Origin of the sequence: Pseudomonas rhizoryzae, assembly GCF_005250615.1 — a bacterium.
Taxonomy (GTDB): Bacteria; Pseudomonadota; Gammaproteobacteria; order Pseudomonadales; family Pseudomonadaceae; genus Chryseomonas; species Chryseomonas rhizoryzae.
This window is the reverse complement of record NZ_SULM01000005.1, coordinates 126,078-143,693: the sequence shown is the minus strand read 5'-3', so window position 1 is coordinate 143,693 and position 17,616 is coordinate 126,078. Positions and strand designations below refer to the sequence as shown.

General features: G+C 65.2%; 15 protein-coding genes and 1 pseudogene. 1 reads left to right on the top strand and 15 read right to left on the bottom strand.

Annotated elements, in window-relative coordinates:
• Nucleotides 1-6: 6 nt before the first annotated feature.
• The 11 genes and pseudogenes from argE to FAZ11_RS09225 all read right to left on the bottom strand — a co-directional run bounded on the left by argE (nt 7) and on the right by FAZ11_RS09225 (nt 12,580).
• Nucleotides 7-1,158 (bottom strand): acetylornithine deacetylase, encoded by a 1,152-nt coding sequence (argE, locus tag FAZ11_RS09265; RefSeq protein WP_058771900.1) that lies wholly within the window; start codon nt 1,156-1,158, stop codon nt 7-9.
• Complete coding sequence (locus tag FAZ11_RS25170) at nt 1,151-1,273, bottom strand: hypothetical protein (protein WP_275045098.1); 123 nt, start codon at nt 1,271-1,273, stop codon at nt 1,151-1,153. Before FAZ11_RS25170 ends, argE begins: the two co-directional genes overlap by 8 nt.
• The gene (locus FAZ11_RS09260; protein ID WP_058771927.1) at nt 1,270-3,114 is read right to left on the bottom strand and encodes an ABC transporter ATP-binding protein; all 1,845 of its coding nucleotides are present in this window, start codon (nt 3,112-3,114) and stop codon (nt 1,270-1,272) included. The genes FAZ11_RS25170 and FAZ11_RS09260 overlap by 4 nt, the downstream gene beginning before the upstream one ends.
• A 10-nt stretch (nt 3,115-3,124) precedes the next feature.
• On the bottom strand, nt 3,125-4,024 hold the full coding sequence (locus FAZ11_RS09255; RefSeq protein ID WP_058767605.1) for an ABC transporter permease: 900 nt from the start codon (nt 4,022-4,024) through the stop codon (nt 3,125-3,127).
• Nucleotides 4,021-4,977: an ABC transporter permease gene (locus FAZ11_RS09250; RefSeq protein WP_058771899.1), complete on the bottom strand. Its 957-nt coding sequence runs from the start codon at nt 4,975-4,977 to the stop codon at nt 4,021-4,023. Before FAZ11_RS09250 ends, FAZ11_RS09255 begins: the two co-directional genes overlap by 4 nt.
• A 69-nt stretch (nt 4,978-5,046) precedes the next feature.
• On the bottom strand, nt 5,047-6,696 hold the full coding sequence (locus tag FAZ11_RS09245; protein ID WP_058771898.1) for an ABC transporter substrate-binding protein: 1,650 nt from the start codon (nt 6,694-6,696) through the stop codon (nt 5,047-5,049).
• Between the two features lie 484 nt (nt 6,697-7,180).
• Nucleotides 7,181-8,473, bottom strand: a complete 1,293-nt coding sequence (locus FAZ11_RS09240) for an NAD(P)/FAD-dependent oxidoreductase (RefSeq protein ID WP_058771897.1) — start codon at nt 8,471-8,473, stop codon at nt 7,181-7,183.
• A 26-nt stretch (nt 8,474-8,499) separates the two neighbouring features.
• Nucleotides 8,500-9,171 (bottom strand): haloacid dehalogenase type II, encoded by a 672-nt coding sequence (locus FAZ11_RS09235; protein ID WP_058763037.1) that lies wholly within the window; start codon nt 9,169-9,171, stop codon nt 8,500-8,502.
• Nucleotides 9,172-9,359: 188 nt separating this feature from the next.
• On the bottom strand, nt 9,360-10,223 hold the full coding sequence (locus tag FAZ11_RS25435) for a methyl-accepting chemotaxis protein (protein ID WP_420849642.1): 864 nt from the start codon (nt 10,221-10,223) through the stop codon (nt 9,360-9,362).
• Nucleotides 10,215-10,994: pseudogene (locus FAZ11_RS25430) on the bottom strand (MCP four helix bundle domain-containing protein); the annotation flags it as partial. The gene FAZ11_RS25435 and the pseudogene FAZ11_RS25430, both read right to left, overlap by 9 nt.
• Before the next feature lie 110 nt (nt 10,995-11,104).
• Complete coding sequence (locus FAZ11_RS09225; RefSeq protein WP_058771895.1) at nt 11,105-12,580, bottom strand: aldehyde dehydrogenase family protein; 1,476 nt, start codon at nt 12,578-12,580, stop codon at nt 11,105-11,107.
• A 183-nt stretch (nt 12,581-12,763) separates the two neighbouring features.
• Here FAZ11_RS09225 and FAZ11_RS09220 point away from each other — a divergent pair, with 183 nt between their 5' ends.
• Entirely contained in the window at nt 12,764-13,606 is an 843-nt protein-coding gene (locus FAZ11_RS09220) for a GNAT family N-acetyltransferase (protein WP_081319936.1), read from the top strand.
• Between the two features lie 266 nt (nt 13,607-13,872).
• Here FAZ11_RS09220 and FAZ11_RS09215 read toward each other — a convergent pair whose 3' ends face one another.
• From FAZ11_RS09215 to FAZ11_RS09200, 4 genes are read right to left on the bottom strand one after another with little or no spacing between them, the layout of a single operon-like run.
• Nucleotides 13,873-14,388: an Lrp/AsnC family transcriptional regulator gene (locus FAZ11_RS09215; protein ID WP_058771893.1), complete on the bottom strand. Its 516-nt coding sequence runs from the start codon at nt 14,386-14,388 to the stop codon at nt 13,873-13,875.
• A 25-nt stretch (nt 14,389-14,413) separates the two neighbouring features.
• Nucleotides 14,414-15,769: an aspartate aminotransferase family protein gene (locus FAZ11_RS09210; RefSeq protein WP_058771892.1), complete on the bottom strand. Its 1,356-nt coding sequence runs from the start codon at nt 15,767-15,769 to the stop codon at nt 14,414-14,416.
• Nucleotides 15,753-16,832, bottom strand: a complete 1,080-nt coding sequence (locus FAZ11_RS09205) for a phosphotransferase (RefSeq protein WP_058771891.1) — start codon at nt 16,830-16,832, stop codon at nt 15,753-15,755. The genes FAZ11_RS09210 and FAZ11_RS09205 overlap by 17 nt, the downstream gene beginning before the upstream one ends.
• The gene (locus FAZ11_RS09200) at nt 16,832-17,533 is read right to left on the bottom strand and encodes a haloacid dehalogenase type II (RefSeq protein ID WP_058771890.1); all 702 of its coding nucleotides are present in this window, start codon (nt 17,531-17,533) and stop codon (nt 16,832-16,834) included. Before FAZ11_RS09200 ends, FAZ11_RS09205 begins: the two co-directional genes overlap by 1 nt.
• Nucleotides 17,534-17,616: the final 83 nt, after the last annotated feature.

Sequence of the window (17,616 nt, the reverse complement as noted above, 5' to 3'; positions counted from 1 at the left end):
GGTGGCTTAACCCAAAGCCACCCGCAACCGACCCAGCAAGGCATCACAGGCCTCCAACTGGCTCAGCTCGACATATTCGTCCGGCTTGTGCGCCTGGTCGATGCTACCGGGGCCGCAGACCACCACGGGGGTGTCCAGCCGATTGGCGAAGAGCCCGCCTTCGGTGCCGAAGGCCACCTTGAGTTGTGCGGTGCCGGGTTCGACCAGGGTCTGCAGGAAGCGCACGGCCTCGACGCTGGGGTGGGTGTCCAGGCCGGGATAGGCGTTGACGGTCTCGATCTCGATGGCCGCCTTGGGTGACAGTTGGCGCGCCTCGCGGACTAGACGATCCGCCGTGTCTTGCAGCGCGGCCACCAGAGCAGCGGGATCGTCGGCTGGCAGGTGGCGGATCTCGAAGTCCAGGGTGCAGAGATTCGGCACGATGTTCAGCGCCTTGCCGCCGTCGATACGACCGACATGCAGGGTGGTGTAGGGAATGTCGTAGGCGACATCGCGCGCGCCCTCTTCCGCCAGATGTCGCTGGCTGGCACGCAACGCGCCGACCAAATCGCTGGCCAGGTGGATGGCGTTCACATGCAGCGGGGCTTTCGACGAGTGCCCCTCCTGGCCATGGCAGTGGGCGCGCAGCGCCGCCTTGCCCTTGTGGCCGAGGGCGACCTGTAATTCCGTGGGTTCGCCAACGATACAGAGGAAGGGCCGCACGGGGGCCAGTTCCAGCACGTCCAGCAGCCGCCGGACCCCGACGCAGCCGATCTCCTCGTCGTGGGACAGCGCCAGTTGCAGCGGTCGTTTGAGTGGTTCACCGCGAGCGGCGTCAAGCAGGGCCATCACCGCGCAGGCGACGAAGCCCTTCATGTCGCAGGCGCCGCGGCCATAGATCCGGCCATCCTTCAGGGTGCCCTCGAAGGGTGGCAGGGTCCAGGCCTGGCCTTCCACGGGCACCACGTCGGTATGGCCGGAGAGCAGCACGCCAGGCACGTCCGTCGGGCCCACGCTGGCAAAAAGATTGGCCTTGCGCCCGCTCTCGTCGAGGACCAGGCGGCAGGTGATACCGGCCGCTTCCAGCAGACCTCGCACATGATGGATCAGGGCCAGGTTGGAGTCGGCGGAGACCGTGGGAAAGCCAATCAGGGTCTGCAGCAGTTCTTGGCTAGTCATCCAGCGAGACTCTCGGTACGAGTGTGGGCAAAGCGGCTGCATAGCAGGCCAACAGGGGCGTATCGATACAACCAGTGGTGGTGAGTTCGGCCAGTCGCTGGACGCGCGATGTCATGCGCGAGCTCCTTGGGTATGCAGCACCGCACCGCCCTGCAGGCGCTGCAAGGACTCGCCGTCATGGTGACAGAGGATGCGGTTGCCGCCATCCAGCGTCTGCTGAGGTGGCGCCTCGCGGTCGCAGCGACCCTCGATACGGACCGGGCAACGCTGCAGAAAGCTGCATAGCGGTGCGGCGGCCCGGCTCTTGGATGCCAGGGGCGCCACGGTACGGACCGGCTGCTCTTCCAGCCAGCCCTGGCGCAGCGCGGGCACCGAGGCGGTGAGCAGTTCGGTGTAGGGGTGCAGCGGCGGATGCTGCAGTGTGGCCGGCGTGCCCAGCTCCACCGGTTGGCCGGCATAGAGCACCAGCACCTCGTCGCACAGGCTGCGCACCGTGGAGATGTCGTGGCTGATGAACAGATAGGCCAGCCCCAGCTCGCGCCGTAGTTCCACCAGCAGATCTAGGATGGCCGCGCCGACCACGGTATCCAGCGCCGAGGTGACTTCGTCGCAGAGGATCAACTCGGGTTCGGCCGCCAGGGCCCGCGCCAGGTTGACCCGCTGTTTCTGGCCGCCGGACAGCTCGCTAGGGAGCCGGTTGGCGAGACTCGCCGGTAGTTGGACCCGGTCGAGCAACTCACGGACCTTGCGTTGGCGGGTGGCCTTGTCGAAGGCGTGATAGGTCTGCAGTGGGCGCATGAGGATGCGCTCCACGCTATGGGCCGGATTCAACGCCGTGTCGGCATTCTGGTAGACCAACTGCACCCGACGGAACTGCTCGCGGGTGCGGCCGTCCAGGCCCGGTGGCAAGGGCTCACCGCCCAGGTGCACACTGCCCCGCGCGGGCGGCAGCAGGCCGGCGATCACCCGCGCCAGGGTCGACTTGCCGGAGCCGGATTCGCCGATTACCCCCAGGGCCTGTCCCGATGCGATGCTCAGGTTGATGCCTTCCAGTACCCGATAACGTGGCAGGCCGTCGGCGCCGAGGGGACCGTAGCCGGCCACCAAATCCTTCACCTCCAGCACGGGCGCCCGCGGCTCCACCGTCGGCAACCCGCGCTCGGTCAAGGGCTCCGGCTGCGCCGCGGCCAACAGGCTGCGGGTATAGGGATGCCTGGCACTGGCCAGTAGGCGCTCGGTGCGGCGATTTTCAAAGACCTCACCGCCATTGAGCACCAGGATGCGGTCGGCCATCTGGGCCACCACCGCGAGGTCGTGGGAGACATAGATGGCGGTCACGCCACGCTCGCGGACCACCTGCTTGAAGACGCGCAGCACCTCGATCTGGGTGGTCACGTCCAGCGCCGTGGTGGGTTCGTCGAGGATCACCAGGGTCGGATCGGTGATCAACGCCATGGCGGCCATCAGCCGCTGCAGCTGGCCGCCGGATACCTGGTGCGGATAGCGCTCGCCGATATGCTCGGGGTCCGGCAGCGCCAGTTCGCGGAACAGTTCCAGGGCGCGCGTCTCCGCTTCGCGCCGCGTCAGCACGCCGTGGATCAGGGCGCTCTCGATGATCTGTTCCAGCAACCGACGCGACGGATTGAAAGCCGCTGCCGCGCTCTGGGCGATATAGGCCACGGTACGGCCGCGCAACTGCCGCAGGCCCGCCGCATCCAGCTCCAGCACCTGGGTGTCGCCCACCCGGATCGAGCCACCGGCCAGGCGGCAGCCGGCACGGGCGTAGCCGAGCAGCGACAGCGCTATGGTGGTCTTGCCCGAACCGGATTCACCGATCAGCGCCAGTACCTCGCCCTTGGCCAGGCTGAAGCCGACCTCCTTGACGATGAGGGTTTCACTGCCATCTTCGGCCTGGGTGACCACCCGCAGGTCCTTGACCTCCACCAGCGTCTGCATTTCAGCCATCTCAGCGCCCTCCCCGGCGCCGCGCGCCGAAACGGTCGATGAGCAGGTTGACGCCCACGGTCAGGGTACCGATGGCCAGGGCCGGCATCAGCACTGCCGGCGCGCCATCGGCCAGGCCCCCGATGTTTTCCCGCACCAGCGAACCCAGGTCGGCGTCGGGCGGCTGAACGCCGAGGCCGAGGAAGCTCATGCCGCTGAGCAGCAGCACGATGTAGACGAATCTGAGGCCCAGGTCGGTGAGCAAGGGCAGGCGCATGTTGGGCAGCATTTCCACCAGGGCGATGTACAGCTTGCCCTCGCCGCGGGTACGAGCCACCTGGACGTATTCCAACTCGGTGAGGTTCATCGCCAGGCTGCGAGCGATGCGGTAGCAGCCCGGCGTATAGCCCACCACGGCCATGACGATCAGCAAGGGCACCGAGGAGCCGAAGGCCGAGACCATCACCAGCGCGGTTATCTTGCTCGGCATGGAGATCAGCGCATCGATCAAGCGCGACAGCGGCTCGTCCACCCAGCGCCCCGAGAGTGCCGCCAGCAGGCCGAGCCCGGTACCCAGCGCGCAAGACAGCACCGCGGCCAGCAACGCCAGGCCGACGGTAAAGCGGGCGCCATCGAGGATACGGCTGAGCACATCACGCCCCAGATAGTCGGTCCCCAGAGGATGGGCGGCGCTGTAGCTTGACAGTACGGAGCCGCCCAGGGCGCTCGGATCGTAAGGCGCAAGCCACACGCCAAAGAGGGCGATGAACAGCCAGAACGCCACCAGGAAGCCACCGATCATGCCGGTCGGCGACCAGCGTGCGCGGCGACGGGTACGAGGGGGCGCCAGCTGGGCGTCGAGCGTCTTGCCGTCCACCGGCAGGGTGGCGGCGGCGCGCACGGGCGTCACGGATCGGGTCATAGCGTTCTCAGCCTCGGATTGGACAGGATGGCGCAGAGGTCCGCCAGGGTCATGAGGACCAGATAGGCGCAGCAAAACAGCATGGCGCAGGCCTGGATCAGCGGCAGGTCGCGACTGGCGACACCGTCCACCATCAGCTGCGCGATGCCGGGATAGTTGAAGATGGTCTCGACGATCACCACCCCGCCCATCAGGTAGGAAAGACTCAGGGCCACGGCATTGGCGATGGGGCCGACGGCATTGGGCAAGGCATGGCGCAGCACGGCGCGTACCGGGCCGACGCCCTTCAGGCGGGCCATTTCCACATAGGGACTCTGCAACTGCTCCACCAGGGCCGCGCGGGTCATGCGCGCCATCTGCGCCACGATCACGCAGCACAGGGTGCCCACCGGCAGCGCATAGGCGCGCAGGAAGTCCAGTGGACCCTTGACGTCTTGGGCGAAGCTCAGCGCCGAGGTCCAGTGCAGATGCACGGCGAAGATCAGCACGGCCAAGGTCGCCACGAGAAATTCCGGTACCGCGACGATGCCCAGGGTGAAGAGGTTGAGCGCGCGATCCAGCCGCCCGCCGGCATTCATCGCCGAGACGATGCCCAGCGTGAGCGCCAGGGGCACCGATACCAGGGCAGTCACGCCGGCCAGCATCAGCGAGTTGACGAGGCGGCCACCGATCACGCTGGTAATGGGCATCTGGTTGGCCAGGGACTGGCCGAGATCGCCATGCAGCAGGCCGGTTAGCCAGTGCAGGTAGCGCAGCAGCGCCGGGTGATCGAGCCCCATCTGGGCGCGCAACGCTGCGACCTGCTCGGGCAGCGCGAATTGACCCAGGGCCTGCTGGGCAGCGTCACCCGGCAACAGCGCTGAGATGAAGAACACCAGCAGCGAGACGATGAACAGGGTCAGCACCCCGCCCCCGAAGCGTCTGATGATGAGGGAAAAGACGGAACGGTCCAAAGCCACCTCCTGCTTGAGGGTGGAGCGGCGAGCGCCTGGTCTATCGCGCTCGCCGCCAGGCGCCAAATGTCAGGCCTCCAGCCAGACGTGCTCAGCGAACATATAGCCCATCAAGCCGCCGATGGGGACGATGCCGTAGCCGCCGAGCTTGAGCGAATGAGCATCGATGGAGCTGGCGAAAACCGGTAGGCCGATGCCGCAGTGATCGTGAACCAGCAACTGCATGTCGGCATACATCTGCTTGCGCTTGGCGAGATCGGTCTCGCCGCGAGCGGCCACCACCAGCTGGTCGAATTGCTCGTTCTTCCAGCCCGACTCGTTCCAGGGCGCATCGGATTTGAAGAATTGCGACAGGATAATGTTGGCGGTGGGCCGAGCGTTGATGTTGCCGAAGCCCAGCGGATCCTTCATCCAGTGGGTGTTCCAATAGCCATCGGCGCTGACGCGATTGACCATCAGGTCAAGCCCCGCCAGACGCGCCGATTGCTGCAGCACCACGGCCATCTCGTTGGCGTTGTCGGCAGCCGTCGAGGTCACCAGTGGAATCCGGGCGCCAGCGATACCGGCCTTCTGGAAAAGGAACTTGGCCTTGTCCGGATCGTAGGGTCGCTGGGGAACATCGGGCGAATAGTAGGGCGTGCCCGGCATGATGGGCTGGTCGTTGCCGATCACCCCGTAGCCGAGAAATACCGACTTGAGCATCTGCTCGCGATCGAGCAAGAACTTCATGCCCTCGACCACATTGGGGTCGCTGAACGGGCGGTCGGGAATGCGCATGATCAGGTCGGTGTAGGTGCCCGAGGTGTTGGTCACCACCTTGGCCTTGCCATTTTCCTTGAAGCGGTTGGCGGAGCGCGGGTCCACCGAAACGGTGACCTGGATGTCGCCGGCCAGCAGCGCATTGACCCGCGAGGGCTCGTCGGCGATGCCGATGAGTTCGACCTCGTCCAGGTACGGCAGGCCGGACTTCCAGTAGTTCTCGTTGCGCATCCCCACGGTGCGCACGCCCGGCTTGAATTCCTTGACCTTGAAGGGACCGGTGCCGTTGGCGGTGGAGAAATCCTTGGTGCCGTCGGCGATGATCAGGAAGGAAGAGATCGCCAGCACCGCCGGCAACTCGGAGTTCGGCGATACCAGGCGGATGCGCACCTCGTCGGGGGCCACCGCGGTGACCTCGGCGAACTGGTCGGCCAGGGCCTTGACCTTGGAGCCCACCGCCGGGTCCTTGTGGCGCAGGAGCGAGTAGACGACGTCGGCGCTGTCGAAGGTCTTGCCGTTGTGGAATTGCACGCCCTGGCGCAGCTTGATGGTCCAGGTCGTCGCATCCTGGGTGTCCATGCTGGTGGCCAGCTGCATCTGCGGGACGAGATGCTCGTCGAATACCGTCAGGCCGTTGTAGAAGAAAAATTGGCGGGCATAGTCGCCATTGAAGGAGCCACGGGCGGGATCGAGGGTGTCGGCGGTGGACGAACTGGCGACGGCGGCGCGCACGCGCCCACCACGGCGCGGCGTGCCGGCACTGCCACTTGCACTGGCATCTTCGGCGGCAAACGCCTGGCCATCGCGGCCGAGCAGACTCCCCACTCCCGTCGCCGCCAACCCGGCGACACCCAGCAGGCGCAAGGCATCACGCCGTGATAGGCCGCGGTGCAAGGCCTCGAAGGCCCGGACGCTTTCTGCAGGACCTATCAGGGGACTTCCAGTCTTTTTCTCTGTCATGTCGGCTCGCTCGTTGGGGGCTCTGTCGCCAGTCCGCGCACCCCTCCCCGGGAGCACGGAGCTGTCCTCTCGGCCGCCTTGTCTCGCGGCCTGATTCATTACAGCACCGGGCCCCTGTCGATTACCGTCGAATTGCGCCCATGACGAGATACAAAAGACTGTTTTGCCCGATTGGCTCAGCATTGTTTGCGGTGTGCTTCGCGACGGCGCAACAGGGCCGCCAATGCCCGGATTTGGCGCGTTTGCAGGCTATCTCCCTGGGTTGCCGAGCGACGTTTCCGGCGGCGCCAGACGGCTCGCGAGAGACCAAAAGCCGGACGTTTCAGCAGTTTCTGCTCCGGGGTGCCATCCTACCCATCAGGGGCGGCCGGGCGGCCGTCGCAGCAGGTCATAGCGTGGCAGAAACGAAAAAACCGCCCGCCGTGGCTCCCCTATTGATGGAGCCACGACGGGCGGTTCGCTGTTCGGCAGCTAAGGCGGACGCTCAGTGCAACCGATCCTGCATCCGGTAGTACAGCCCCACCAAGGGCAGGAACCAGGGCTTGCCGAAATGGCCGGGAATGGCCGGCCAGTCCAGTACCCGCCAGGGATTGGCTTGGCTGCGCCCTTCCAGCACCTCGGCCATCACCCGGCCCATGTGCACCGACATCTGCACCCCGTGGCCGCTGTAGCCCATGGCGTAGAACAGGCCATCCTGCTCGCCGGCGCGGGGCAAGCGGTCGGCGGTCATGTCCACCAGGCCGCCCCAGCAGTAGTCGATGGGCGCCCGGGCCAGGCTGGGAAAGAGCTGGCCAAGGGCATTGCGCAGTACGGCGCCGCTCTTGGCGTCCTGGCGTGGATCGGACAGGGCGAAACGCGCCCGGCCGCCAAAGATCAGCCGGTGGTCCGGCGTGGTGCGGAAGTAGTTGCCGATGATGCGGCTGGTCACATAGGTGCGCCGATTGGGCAGCAGCGCATCCAACTGCTCCTTCGGCAGCGGCGCGGTGGCGATGATGAAGCTGCCCACCGAGGCGATGCGTCGGCGAAACCACTGGAAGGGCCCGATGCTGGCATTGCCCGTGGCCACCAGCACCTGGCGGGCGCGCAACTCACCACGGGCGCTGACCACACGGAAGCTGCCGTCCGGCAGGCGCTGCAGATCGCTCACCGCCGCCCCTTCGTAGACTTGGGCGCCACGGCGTACCGCCGCCTCCGCCAGGCCCACGCCAAAGCGCCCCATGTGCATCTGGGCGCCATTGCGTTGCAGCAGGCCGCCGTAAAAGCCATCGGAGGCCACTTCGATACGCGCCTGTTCGGGGCCGAGCAGCTCCACGTCCGGGTCCACCTCCGCGCGGATCAGCTCGCAGGTGCGCGCCAGGTTGTCATAGTGCTGCGGCTTGGCCGCCAGCTTGAGCTTGCCCGCCTTGTGGAAGTCGCAGGCGATGCCCTCTTCGGCGATCACCGCCTCGACGCTGGCCACCGCATCGGCATAGGCCTGGTAGAAGGCCCGGGCCCGCTCGGCGCCCAGGCTGGCACGCAGGGACGCGTAATCCTGCGCGACCCCGGTGTTGCAGTGCCCACCGTTGCGGCCAGAGGCTTCGCCGATTACCCGCCCGGCCTCCAGCACGGCCACGCTGGCACCGCGCTTGCGCAGCGCCACGGCCGCCGACAGCCCGGTGAAGCCGCCGCCGATGACGGCGACATCGACCTCCCCCACGACCGGCCCCTGGGCGCCGCCGGTGAAGGTCGGCGCCGTCGCGAGCCAATAGGATTCGGACGACTCTTGGCCGTGACTCATGAAGGGGCTCTCCTGCGGCAAGGGGCTTATTCGAGACCGACCACGGCAGCCAGACCGCCGATGTCCTTGATCTCGGTGTTGCTGTAGTACGGGGTGCTAGGTTCATGGCCGCGGTTCACGAATACCTTGTTCTTGATATTCATGTAGTCGGCCGGGATCAGGTCATAGCGGAAGCTCGAAGAAACGTGCAGCACGTCTTCCGGGCCGCAGCCCAGGTTGTCCAGCATGTATTCGAAGGCCTGCAGACGCGGCTTGTAGGCCTGGCCCTGCTCGGCGGTGAAGACGTGCTCGAAGGGTACGCCCAGCTTGTCGACGTTGGACATGATCTGCTCGTTGGCGGCGTTGGAGTAGATCACCAGCGGGATCTTGCCGGCGATCTTGGCCAGGCCTGCGGTCACGTCCGCGTGGGGACCCCAAGTCGGCACCGCCTGGTAGTAGGCATTGGCTTCGGCGTCGGTGAAGGGGATGCCCCAGCGCTTGCAGGTACGTTCCACGGCCGAGTACAGCACTTCCGAATAGGGCTTCCAGGCGCTGAGCACCTCGTCGAAGCGATAACCGTCGAAGTCCTTGCAGAACTGGTCCATGGCCGCGGCCGGGATGCGGTCGGCGAACATCTCGCGGGCCATGTCGGACATACGGAAACGGGTCAGGGTGCCGTAGCAATCGAAGGTGATGTACTTGGGCCGAAAGGCGGTCATGGCGAGGGTCCTTTAGCGTGGAATCGAAGAGTCCGGGGTGCGGGATGCCGCCCCTGGAGAGCATTACAGCATCGGTTGGCCCGGCAGTTGTCTGCTTTCGGTGGTGATGGGAGACAGAAAAAACTGTTTTGTCGGCGAGGCCCAGCATTGTTTGCGGGCCGTCGCGAAGCCTCTCAGCTAAACGCCAACTAGAGATGGAAGCCTGCCACCAGTTGCCGAAAAGAGCTGGCCAACTGCGCCAGCTCCTGACTGGCCACGTTGGTCTGAGTGGCACCCTGCGCGGACTTGGCCGAAAGCTGCTGGATATTGCCGAGGTTGCGATCCACCTCACGGGAGACCTGTGCCTGCTGCTCGGTCGCGCTGGCGATGGCCTGGTTACGGCGGTCGATGCCTTCCATGGCGGCGGAGATGCGCCCGAGCCCCCGGTGGGCCTCCTGTACCGACTGCTGGGCCTCATCGGCCTGGGTCTGACTGTGTTTCATGGAGACAACCGCCTGGCCCGCCGCCTGCTGCACGCCGCTCACGATCCGCTCGATCTCACCGATGGAGCTTTGGGTTCGGGAGGCCAGCGCCCGCACCTCGTCCGCGACCACGGCGAAGCCACGTCCCTGCTCTCCGGCTCGCGCGGCTTCGATGGCTGCGTTGAGCGCCAGCAGGTTGGTCTGTTCGGCCAGGCCGCGAATCACATCGGCCACCGTACCTATGCTGACTGCCTGGTTGACCAGGTTATCCAGACTCTCGCTGCAGACGGCCAGATCCCGCCCCAGGGAATCGATGATGGTAACCGCCTGCTCGACCTGATCGCGTCCGGTCTGGGTCTCCTGCTGGGTTTCCTGCGAACTGGCCAGTACGGACACCGCGTTGCGGGCCACCTCGTCCACGCTCTTGGCCAGCTGGTTCACCGCCGTGGCTGCCTGCTGGATTTCACCGTCCTGGGCGACCAGGTCACGCGAATTCGCCGCGCTCGTCACACTGAACTGGGTGGCCGCGCTGGCGAGTTGTGCCGAGGCGCTGTCCAACTGGCCCAGCGTCCGCCTCAGGTTCTCCTGCATGCTGGCCAAGGCGCGCAGCAATTGCCCCGGCTCATCCAGGCGGTCGCTGGCAATCGGCGCGGTCAGATCTCCTTCCGCCACTCGCCGCGCGCTCGCGACCGCCCGGGCGATCGGTCGGGTGATGGAGCGCGTGATCAGCAGGCCCAGGGCGATTGCCGCGACGAAGGCTACCAGGATGCCCAGATAGAGCGAGGCGTTGGCTCTGGTAACGGTCTTTTGCGCTACCTGGGCCCCCTCCCCGATCATACGGTTGTTGGCATCCACGGCCGCTTGCAATATCCCCAGCACGACCTGGTAGCGGCGTTGCAAATCCCCCGCGAGCAGTACGCGTGCACTCTCGAAATCGCCTTGTTCGATAAAGTCCACGGCCTGCTTGACGGCGGCCTGATAACTCGGCCATTCCTTGCCTATTTGCTGACCTAGCGCCTCATCGACCTGCGGAATCCGACTATAGGCCGCGAAGGCGCGCTCGGCGCTGGTCCGGTCAGTGTCGAGCGACAGCTTGGCCGACTGGCGTTCCTCAAGGGGTGCATAGGCGGCGCTGAGGGTAAGGAAGCGATAGAGGTCCCGGTTCTGGGCGATGGTAGTGGACACGGCCGCATTAGCCTCGCTGACCGCCACCAGATTGCGGCTGAAGACCGTCTCCAATAGACCGGATAGGTTGCCGATGCCGCTCTTGGTCACCACGCCGACCAGTAGCGTGATACAGGCACAGGCGACGAAGGCCGCCAACAACCGGGTAGCCAAGCGAGTATTGCTGATCGTTTTCATACCTACCGCCCCCTAAAACCTGGAAAGAAACGGAAAGCCCACGGCGCTCCGGGATGGAGCGCCATCAGGTAATCGTCGTGACGGCTCGACTCAACGGCGCCCTGCAGCGATCAGGAGTGCTCCAGATCGATCAGTACGCTCTTGCTGCGCAGGTTGGCCTCGAAGGCCGCGCGACCGAGGTCCTTGCCAATGCCGGATCTCTTGTAGCCGCCGGTGGGAATGATCCAGTCGTGGCTGCGGCCATAGCGGTTGACCCAGACGGTACCCACTTCCAGCGCCCGGGTGAGGCGCAGCGCCCGGCCGAGGTCGGCGGTGTGCACGCCCGCGGCCAGGCCGTAGGTGGGGTGCTCGGCCAGCGCCAGGGCTTCGGCTTCGTCGTCGAATACCTGCACGGTCAGCACCGGGCCGAAGATCTCTTCGCGCACTGCGGGATTTTCCGCATCGACCCCGGCGATCAGCGTCGGCTGATAGTAGGCGCCGCCCAGTCCGTCCTGCAGCGCGCCACCGACCAGGATCTCCGCGCCGGCGGCCTGGCTGCGCGTGACGATGTCATGGATGCGCTGGGCCTGGCGGTGGGAAATGATCGGCGACAGCGTTGTCTCGGCCGACCAGGTCGGCCCCGGGCGCAGCTCGGCGAAGGCGGCACGAATGCCCTCCAGCATGGGCTCCAGCGCCGCGCGCTGGACCAGCAGCCGCGAACCCGAGACGCACACCTGGCCGGCGTTGCCGGTGATGGCGGCGGCCACGCTGCGAGCGGTGCGCGCCAGGTCCGGGGCATCGGCGAACACCAGCTGCGGACTCTTGCCGCCCAGCTCCAGGGTCACCGGCTTGGGGCCACTCTCGGCGCAGGCGCTCATGATGGCGCTGCCGGTGCCGGTGGAACCGGTGAAGGTCACCTTGCCAATGCGCGGGTGACGGCACAGGGCATCGCCGGTCATCCGGCCATCGCCCTGGACCACGCTGAGGATACCGGCGGGCACACCGGCCAAGACCGCCAGTTCGGCCAGGCGCAGGATGGAGAACGGCGTCAGTTCGGAAGGCTTGATCACCACGGCATTTCCTGCGGCCAGCGCCGGGGCGATCTTCCAGCCGGCCATGCTCAGCGGGAAGTTCCAGGGCGCGATGGCACCCACCACGCCATAGGGCTCGGTGATCTGCATACCCAGATGGCTGGTAGCGGTAGCCGCCACCTCGCCGCCATGCTTGTCGGCGAATTCGGCGAAGAAACGGATGCCCTCGGCCACGTAGGGGATGTCCCAGGCCAACACGTCACGCAGCGGACGGGTCGAACCCACGGCTTCCAGGGGGCCGAGCACCTCGCCATCGGCTTCCACCAGGTCGGCCCAACGGCGCATCACTCGCGCCCGTTCCCGCGGCGGGCGAGTCGCCCAGTCGCTGGTCTTCCAGGCGCGCCAGGTACTCTCCACCACCTCGTCGACCAGGTCGGCCGAGGCGCACGGCAAGCCGCTCTGGAACTCGCCGTCGGAAGGCCGGAACACCTCCAACCCGGCTGCGGCTTCGCGGCTGCGACCGCCGATGAAATGAGCACAACGAACCGCAATTGCGGCGGGGTCGAACGAGGCCATGGCGCGCTCCGCTAGGGCTGTGGGCTTGGCCCCATGCTAGGTGTGCGGATCATCATCTTTTGCCGAACTGGCGCAGACCTTCGGTGGCTCGCGCCGGCGTGCCCAGCACAGCGCAACCGAATCTGCCGTCGGCGTTTGCTAGGCTGAGGCCTGAATCTGTCAGCCCCGAACCGGAGCCCTGCCGTGTCCCACGCCACCCTGAGACCCCTGCGCGAAACCGACCTCGCCACCGCCCACCGCCTATCCAAGGCGCTACAGTGGCCCCATCGCCTGGAAGACTGGCAATGCCTGTTCCACACCGCCGAAGGCCTGGTACTGGAAGACGACCAGGGCGTGTTCGGCACCGGTTTCTGCGTGCCCCAGGGCGACTACGCCACCATCGGCCTGGTGATCGTCGCCGACAGCCACCAGGGCCAGGGCCACGGCCGGCGCCTCATGGACGGCCTGCTGCAACTGGCCGGCAACCGCACGCCGCTGTTGGTCGCCACGCAGCGCGGCGCCCCGCTCTACCGCAGCCAGGGCTTCGCGTCCTACGAGCACATCTATCAGCACCAGATCGCGGCGCTACCAGCCATGGGTTCACCTCATCCGTTGGAAGAGCAGGTTCGCACGCTGACGCTGGCCGATGCCCCCCAGCTGGAAGCCCTGGCCCAGGCTGCCACCGGGCTGGACCGCACCGCCCTGCTTCGCGAACTGCTGCCCCAGGCCGAACGCATCGTCGGCCTGGAACGCTCCGGCGAACTGCGCGGCTTCGCCCTGCTACGCCCCTTTGGCAGAGGCCTCTCAGTCGGGCCCGTGGTGGCCGAATCCACCGAGCAGGCCAAGGCGCTTAGCCTCGCCCTGCTGCGCCAGGCCGAGGGCCGTTACGTGCGCTTCGACGTGACCGCTCGCGGCGCGCTCAGTCCCTGGCTCATCAACTTGGGGATTCCCCAGGTCGATGAGGTGGAACAGATGGCCAAGGGCACACCCCCTGAGCCCCGCGACGGCCTGGATCAATTCGCCCTGCTGACCCAGGCACTGGGCTGAGCGACCGCGGCCGCGCGCTAGCTGTGTCCTCGCGGCAGAAACCCTGGGGTAACTGCCGCGCCAGGAGGCTCAGGACAAACCCAGCAGGGGGATCAGCGATAGGTCGAGAACGGCTAACAAAACCACTACAGCCGCGTGCGACGCTCGAACCCACTCCCCAGGTATCCCGCGCCTACACCCAAGCGAACCGGTACCTGTCCAGCGTTTCGAGCGCACTCGCATGACAGCTGCTCGCGACCCTTTGTTAAGGGCGCTAAGAGAGCTTGCTATAGCCCTGCATCAGCCCAGCTCGGCCGTTTATTCACTATGGTTTCCAGTGGGTAGCCGCCTTGGCGAAGCGGCTGGCGCAACACGATGCGGCTGGCAAATTTCTCGATACCGACGTTGTCTTCCAACAATCGATCCATCAGCGCCTGCAACCAGTTGATGCTGGGTACCACGATCTTCAGCAGATAGTCGTAACCGCCGCTCACGTTGTGGCACTCGACGATCTCTTGATACTTCGTGATTCCGGTTTCGAACGTGCGAAAGTCGCAAGGTCGATGACTACTGAGGGTAACCTCGGAAAAGACGACGACATGACTGCCCACCTTCTCCAAGGCGATATCGGCATGATAACCGCGGATTACCCCGGCATCCTGCAATCGCTTGGTGCGGAGCAGGCAGGGGCTCTCGCTCAGCGATATGGCCGAAGAGAGCTCGACATTCGAACAGCGTCCCTCGCGCTGTAGATACACGAGAATCTTGATATCGAACGGATCGAGAGACGCCGTAGAGTGCATGTTGTCTGCCTTCGAACGTGGAGCGCTATAAACCTGTGATTGCAGGGTGCGCTTCAGTCAGCGCTGCGTCGAGCGTCTCTATCACCACGCCGGCCTGCTCCGCGGTGAGAACCAAGGGCGGGCGAATCTTCAACACGTTGTGTCCCATGGCGCAGCCGCTGAGCAGGACACCCTTATCGCGCATCAGGTTGACCACCCGGGTCGTCAGCGCTCGATCCGGCTCTCGTGTCAGCCGATCGGACACGAGCTCCACGCCGACGAACATGCCTACCCCCCGTACATCGCCAATGGCCTCGTGCCGGCGGGCGAGCGCCGCGATACCCTCTCGCAGAAGCGTGCCCACGTCGGCGGCATGCTGCACCAGCCGTTCCTTCTCGATCGTGTCGAGCACTGCCAACGCGGCGGCGCAGGACACGTTATTACCCGCGAAGGTATTGAAATACCTGGAATTCTTACCAAATTCGGCCAGGACGTCAGCCGTGGCCAGCAGCCCGGCGACCGGTTGTCCGTTGCCCATCGGCTTGCCCAGGGTGACGATGTCCGGGATCACACCGTGACGCTGGAAGCCCCACATATGCACGCCAGTCCTGCCGAAGCCCGGTTGAACCTCGTCGGCGATGAAAATGCCACCGGCCCGCTTGATCGCCTCGACCGCGCCCTGCAGTAGACCCGCCGGCTCAGGAAGGATGCCATCACTGGTGAATACCGAGTCCACGAGCAGCGCGGCCGGCTTGATGCCGTGACGTTGCAAGTCGCGGATCGCCGCCTCGACGTCGCGCGTGAAGCGATCAGCGATATCGACCGATCCGGCATGGTACAGGCGCGGCGCCGGTACCAGCCGCACATGGGCACCGAGGTCCACCGTGGCACCTAGCGACGGCGAGAACTTCGACACTGCATCGGTGAAGCCGTGATACGCGGTCTCGGTGACGATCACGCCCGTGCCTCCCGTTCGCACCTGGGCGATGCGATAGGCGACGTCGTTCGCCTCGCTACCGGTGCAGGTCAGCATGAGATGCGCAAGCTCGGTCTCGGGCACGGTGGCGAGCAGGCGTTCGGCCAGTTCGAGAATCGTATCGTGCAGGTAGCGCGTATTGGTAGCCAGGGTCTGCACCTGTCGGCAAATCGCCTCGGTCACCGCGGGGTGGCAATGGCCAAGCGAGGCGACATTGTTGTAGGCGTCGAGATAACGGCGTCCTTCGGGATCGATCAGCCAGGCGCCATCGCCACGCACGATATGCAGGGGATGCTCGTACATCAGCCGATAGGCCGGACCGAGCAAGGCGTCGCGTCGCTCTATCAGTGCCGCCGTGGCAGCGTTCAGTTTGACGCGGCCCGGTATATAGGCGTTGACCATATTGAGGTCAGGGGTGCTCTTCATGGCGGTGTCCTTTGCATACGTCGGTGAGTAACAACTCGCGCGCTTGATCTCGAGAAAGATCGGCCAGCAACGTCAGTGCCTCCCATGAGGCGGCGTTGTGGCGCATGATGTAGCCGTGGTTTTCCGGATAGCGCTTGGCCCGCCATTCCGAAATCAACACGGTGATCAGGTGACGCGTCGCCAAGAGGTCGGCAACGATCTCCTGCTCCCTTTCGTCAAGCGGTAGCGTGGCGTGATAAGCGCCGAGGAATTGCGCTGGCCCCAGGAGCGGATCGGCATTGCCGCTCATGTGGAAGGCCGCGGCAGTAGCGACCTCTCCTACCAACGGCGCATGCAGCATGTCGCCGAAGTCGATGATCCCCACGATGCGCTCATGATCCCGGGGTGCTGCCAGCACGTTGTAGAGGTGGTAATCGTTATGGATGACCTGAGATCTCAGTTCCGGCAAAAGCGGCAGCACATGCTCGTTGAAACGCGCCATGAATGACCTTGCCAGTGCTCGGCGAGGACCATCCTCGATGCTATCGAGTTTGGTGACCAGGCGATGCGCCGTGGAAACGTTCCACAACAGATCGTGGGTCGCGGACGGGTGCTTGAAGTCTCGTAAAGCGAGGTTTAGCTCGGCGAGGAAGGTGCCCATCGCTCGCCGCTGGGTGGCCGTACGCCTGGTATCGCGGATCTGCACACCATCGAGATAGGTCAACATCCGCACGCAGGTCGATGACCCGTCAGCGAGCACCACGATATCGCGCGCCTGCCCACCAAGCGTGCGCACCACCCGCGGGACCGGAAGAGTGGGCGCCACGCGGAAGATATGGTCGAGCGCCGCGATCTGAAAATCCACCACTGCCTGCGACTCGGATGGATTGCTTATCTTGACGACATAACGCTCACCGGTAGCCGTCTCCAGACAGCAGTTCTGGTCGCGCTCACCCAACAGTATGTCAACACTGCCATCCACACCGTAGAGACGACGAATGAGCGCCTGTACCTCTTCAGGGGGGAGGCTCGGTGGCGGCGTATCCATGGTCGCCGATACGGTTGGGTGCGTGTCGGCAATCATCACCCTTGCCTCGGCGAGAGGGTCTCGGCTGGCCCCGGGAGACCAAGCAAACCGGGAAGCTGACGGATATCGGTCAGGCGTTCGACGCCATATCCCGCGCAGACCGGCTCATGACCGCGATCGATGAAGGCCTTGGCCATGAAGCCCAGGTCCGAGGCGGTCATCAGGTCGTAACGGAAGCTCGAAGAGACGTGCATCATGTGCTGCGGCCCACAGCCAAGCTGATCGAACATGTACTCGAACATCTGCGCTCGGGGTTTGTAGGCGCGCGCTTCTTCCGCGGTGTAAACCGCGTGAAATTCCGCCTGCAGATGGGCCACGCTCGCGGGAATCAGATCGACCATGGAGTTCGACAAGATCACCAGCGGTACATGCGGAGCTATTGCCTTGAGGGTCTCGATGACATTCGGATGTGGCTGCCAAGTAGGCACGGCCTGATACAGGGCTAGCGCGTCGGACGCGCGATATTCCACTGCGTAGTTGGCACAGGTACGTTGAATGGCGTTTTCCACCACCTGGAAAAATGGCTTCCAATCGCCCAGAACTTCATCCAAGCGGTAAAAACGAAAGCGATCGAGGAAGGCTGGCATCAGCGCGCTTGGCACACGATCCTCGAACAGCTTTTTCGCGGTCGGTCCCATTTCGAAGTTGATGAGCGTGCCGTAGCAGTCGAAGCTGATGAATTGCGGCTTGTACGTCATTGGTAGCGATCTCCCGCGCCTGGATGAGTGGTGATGGCTCCAAGCTTAGGGAGTTCGCTCCTGCGGGGATGCTCTATGGCAGG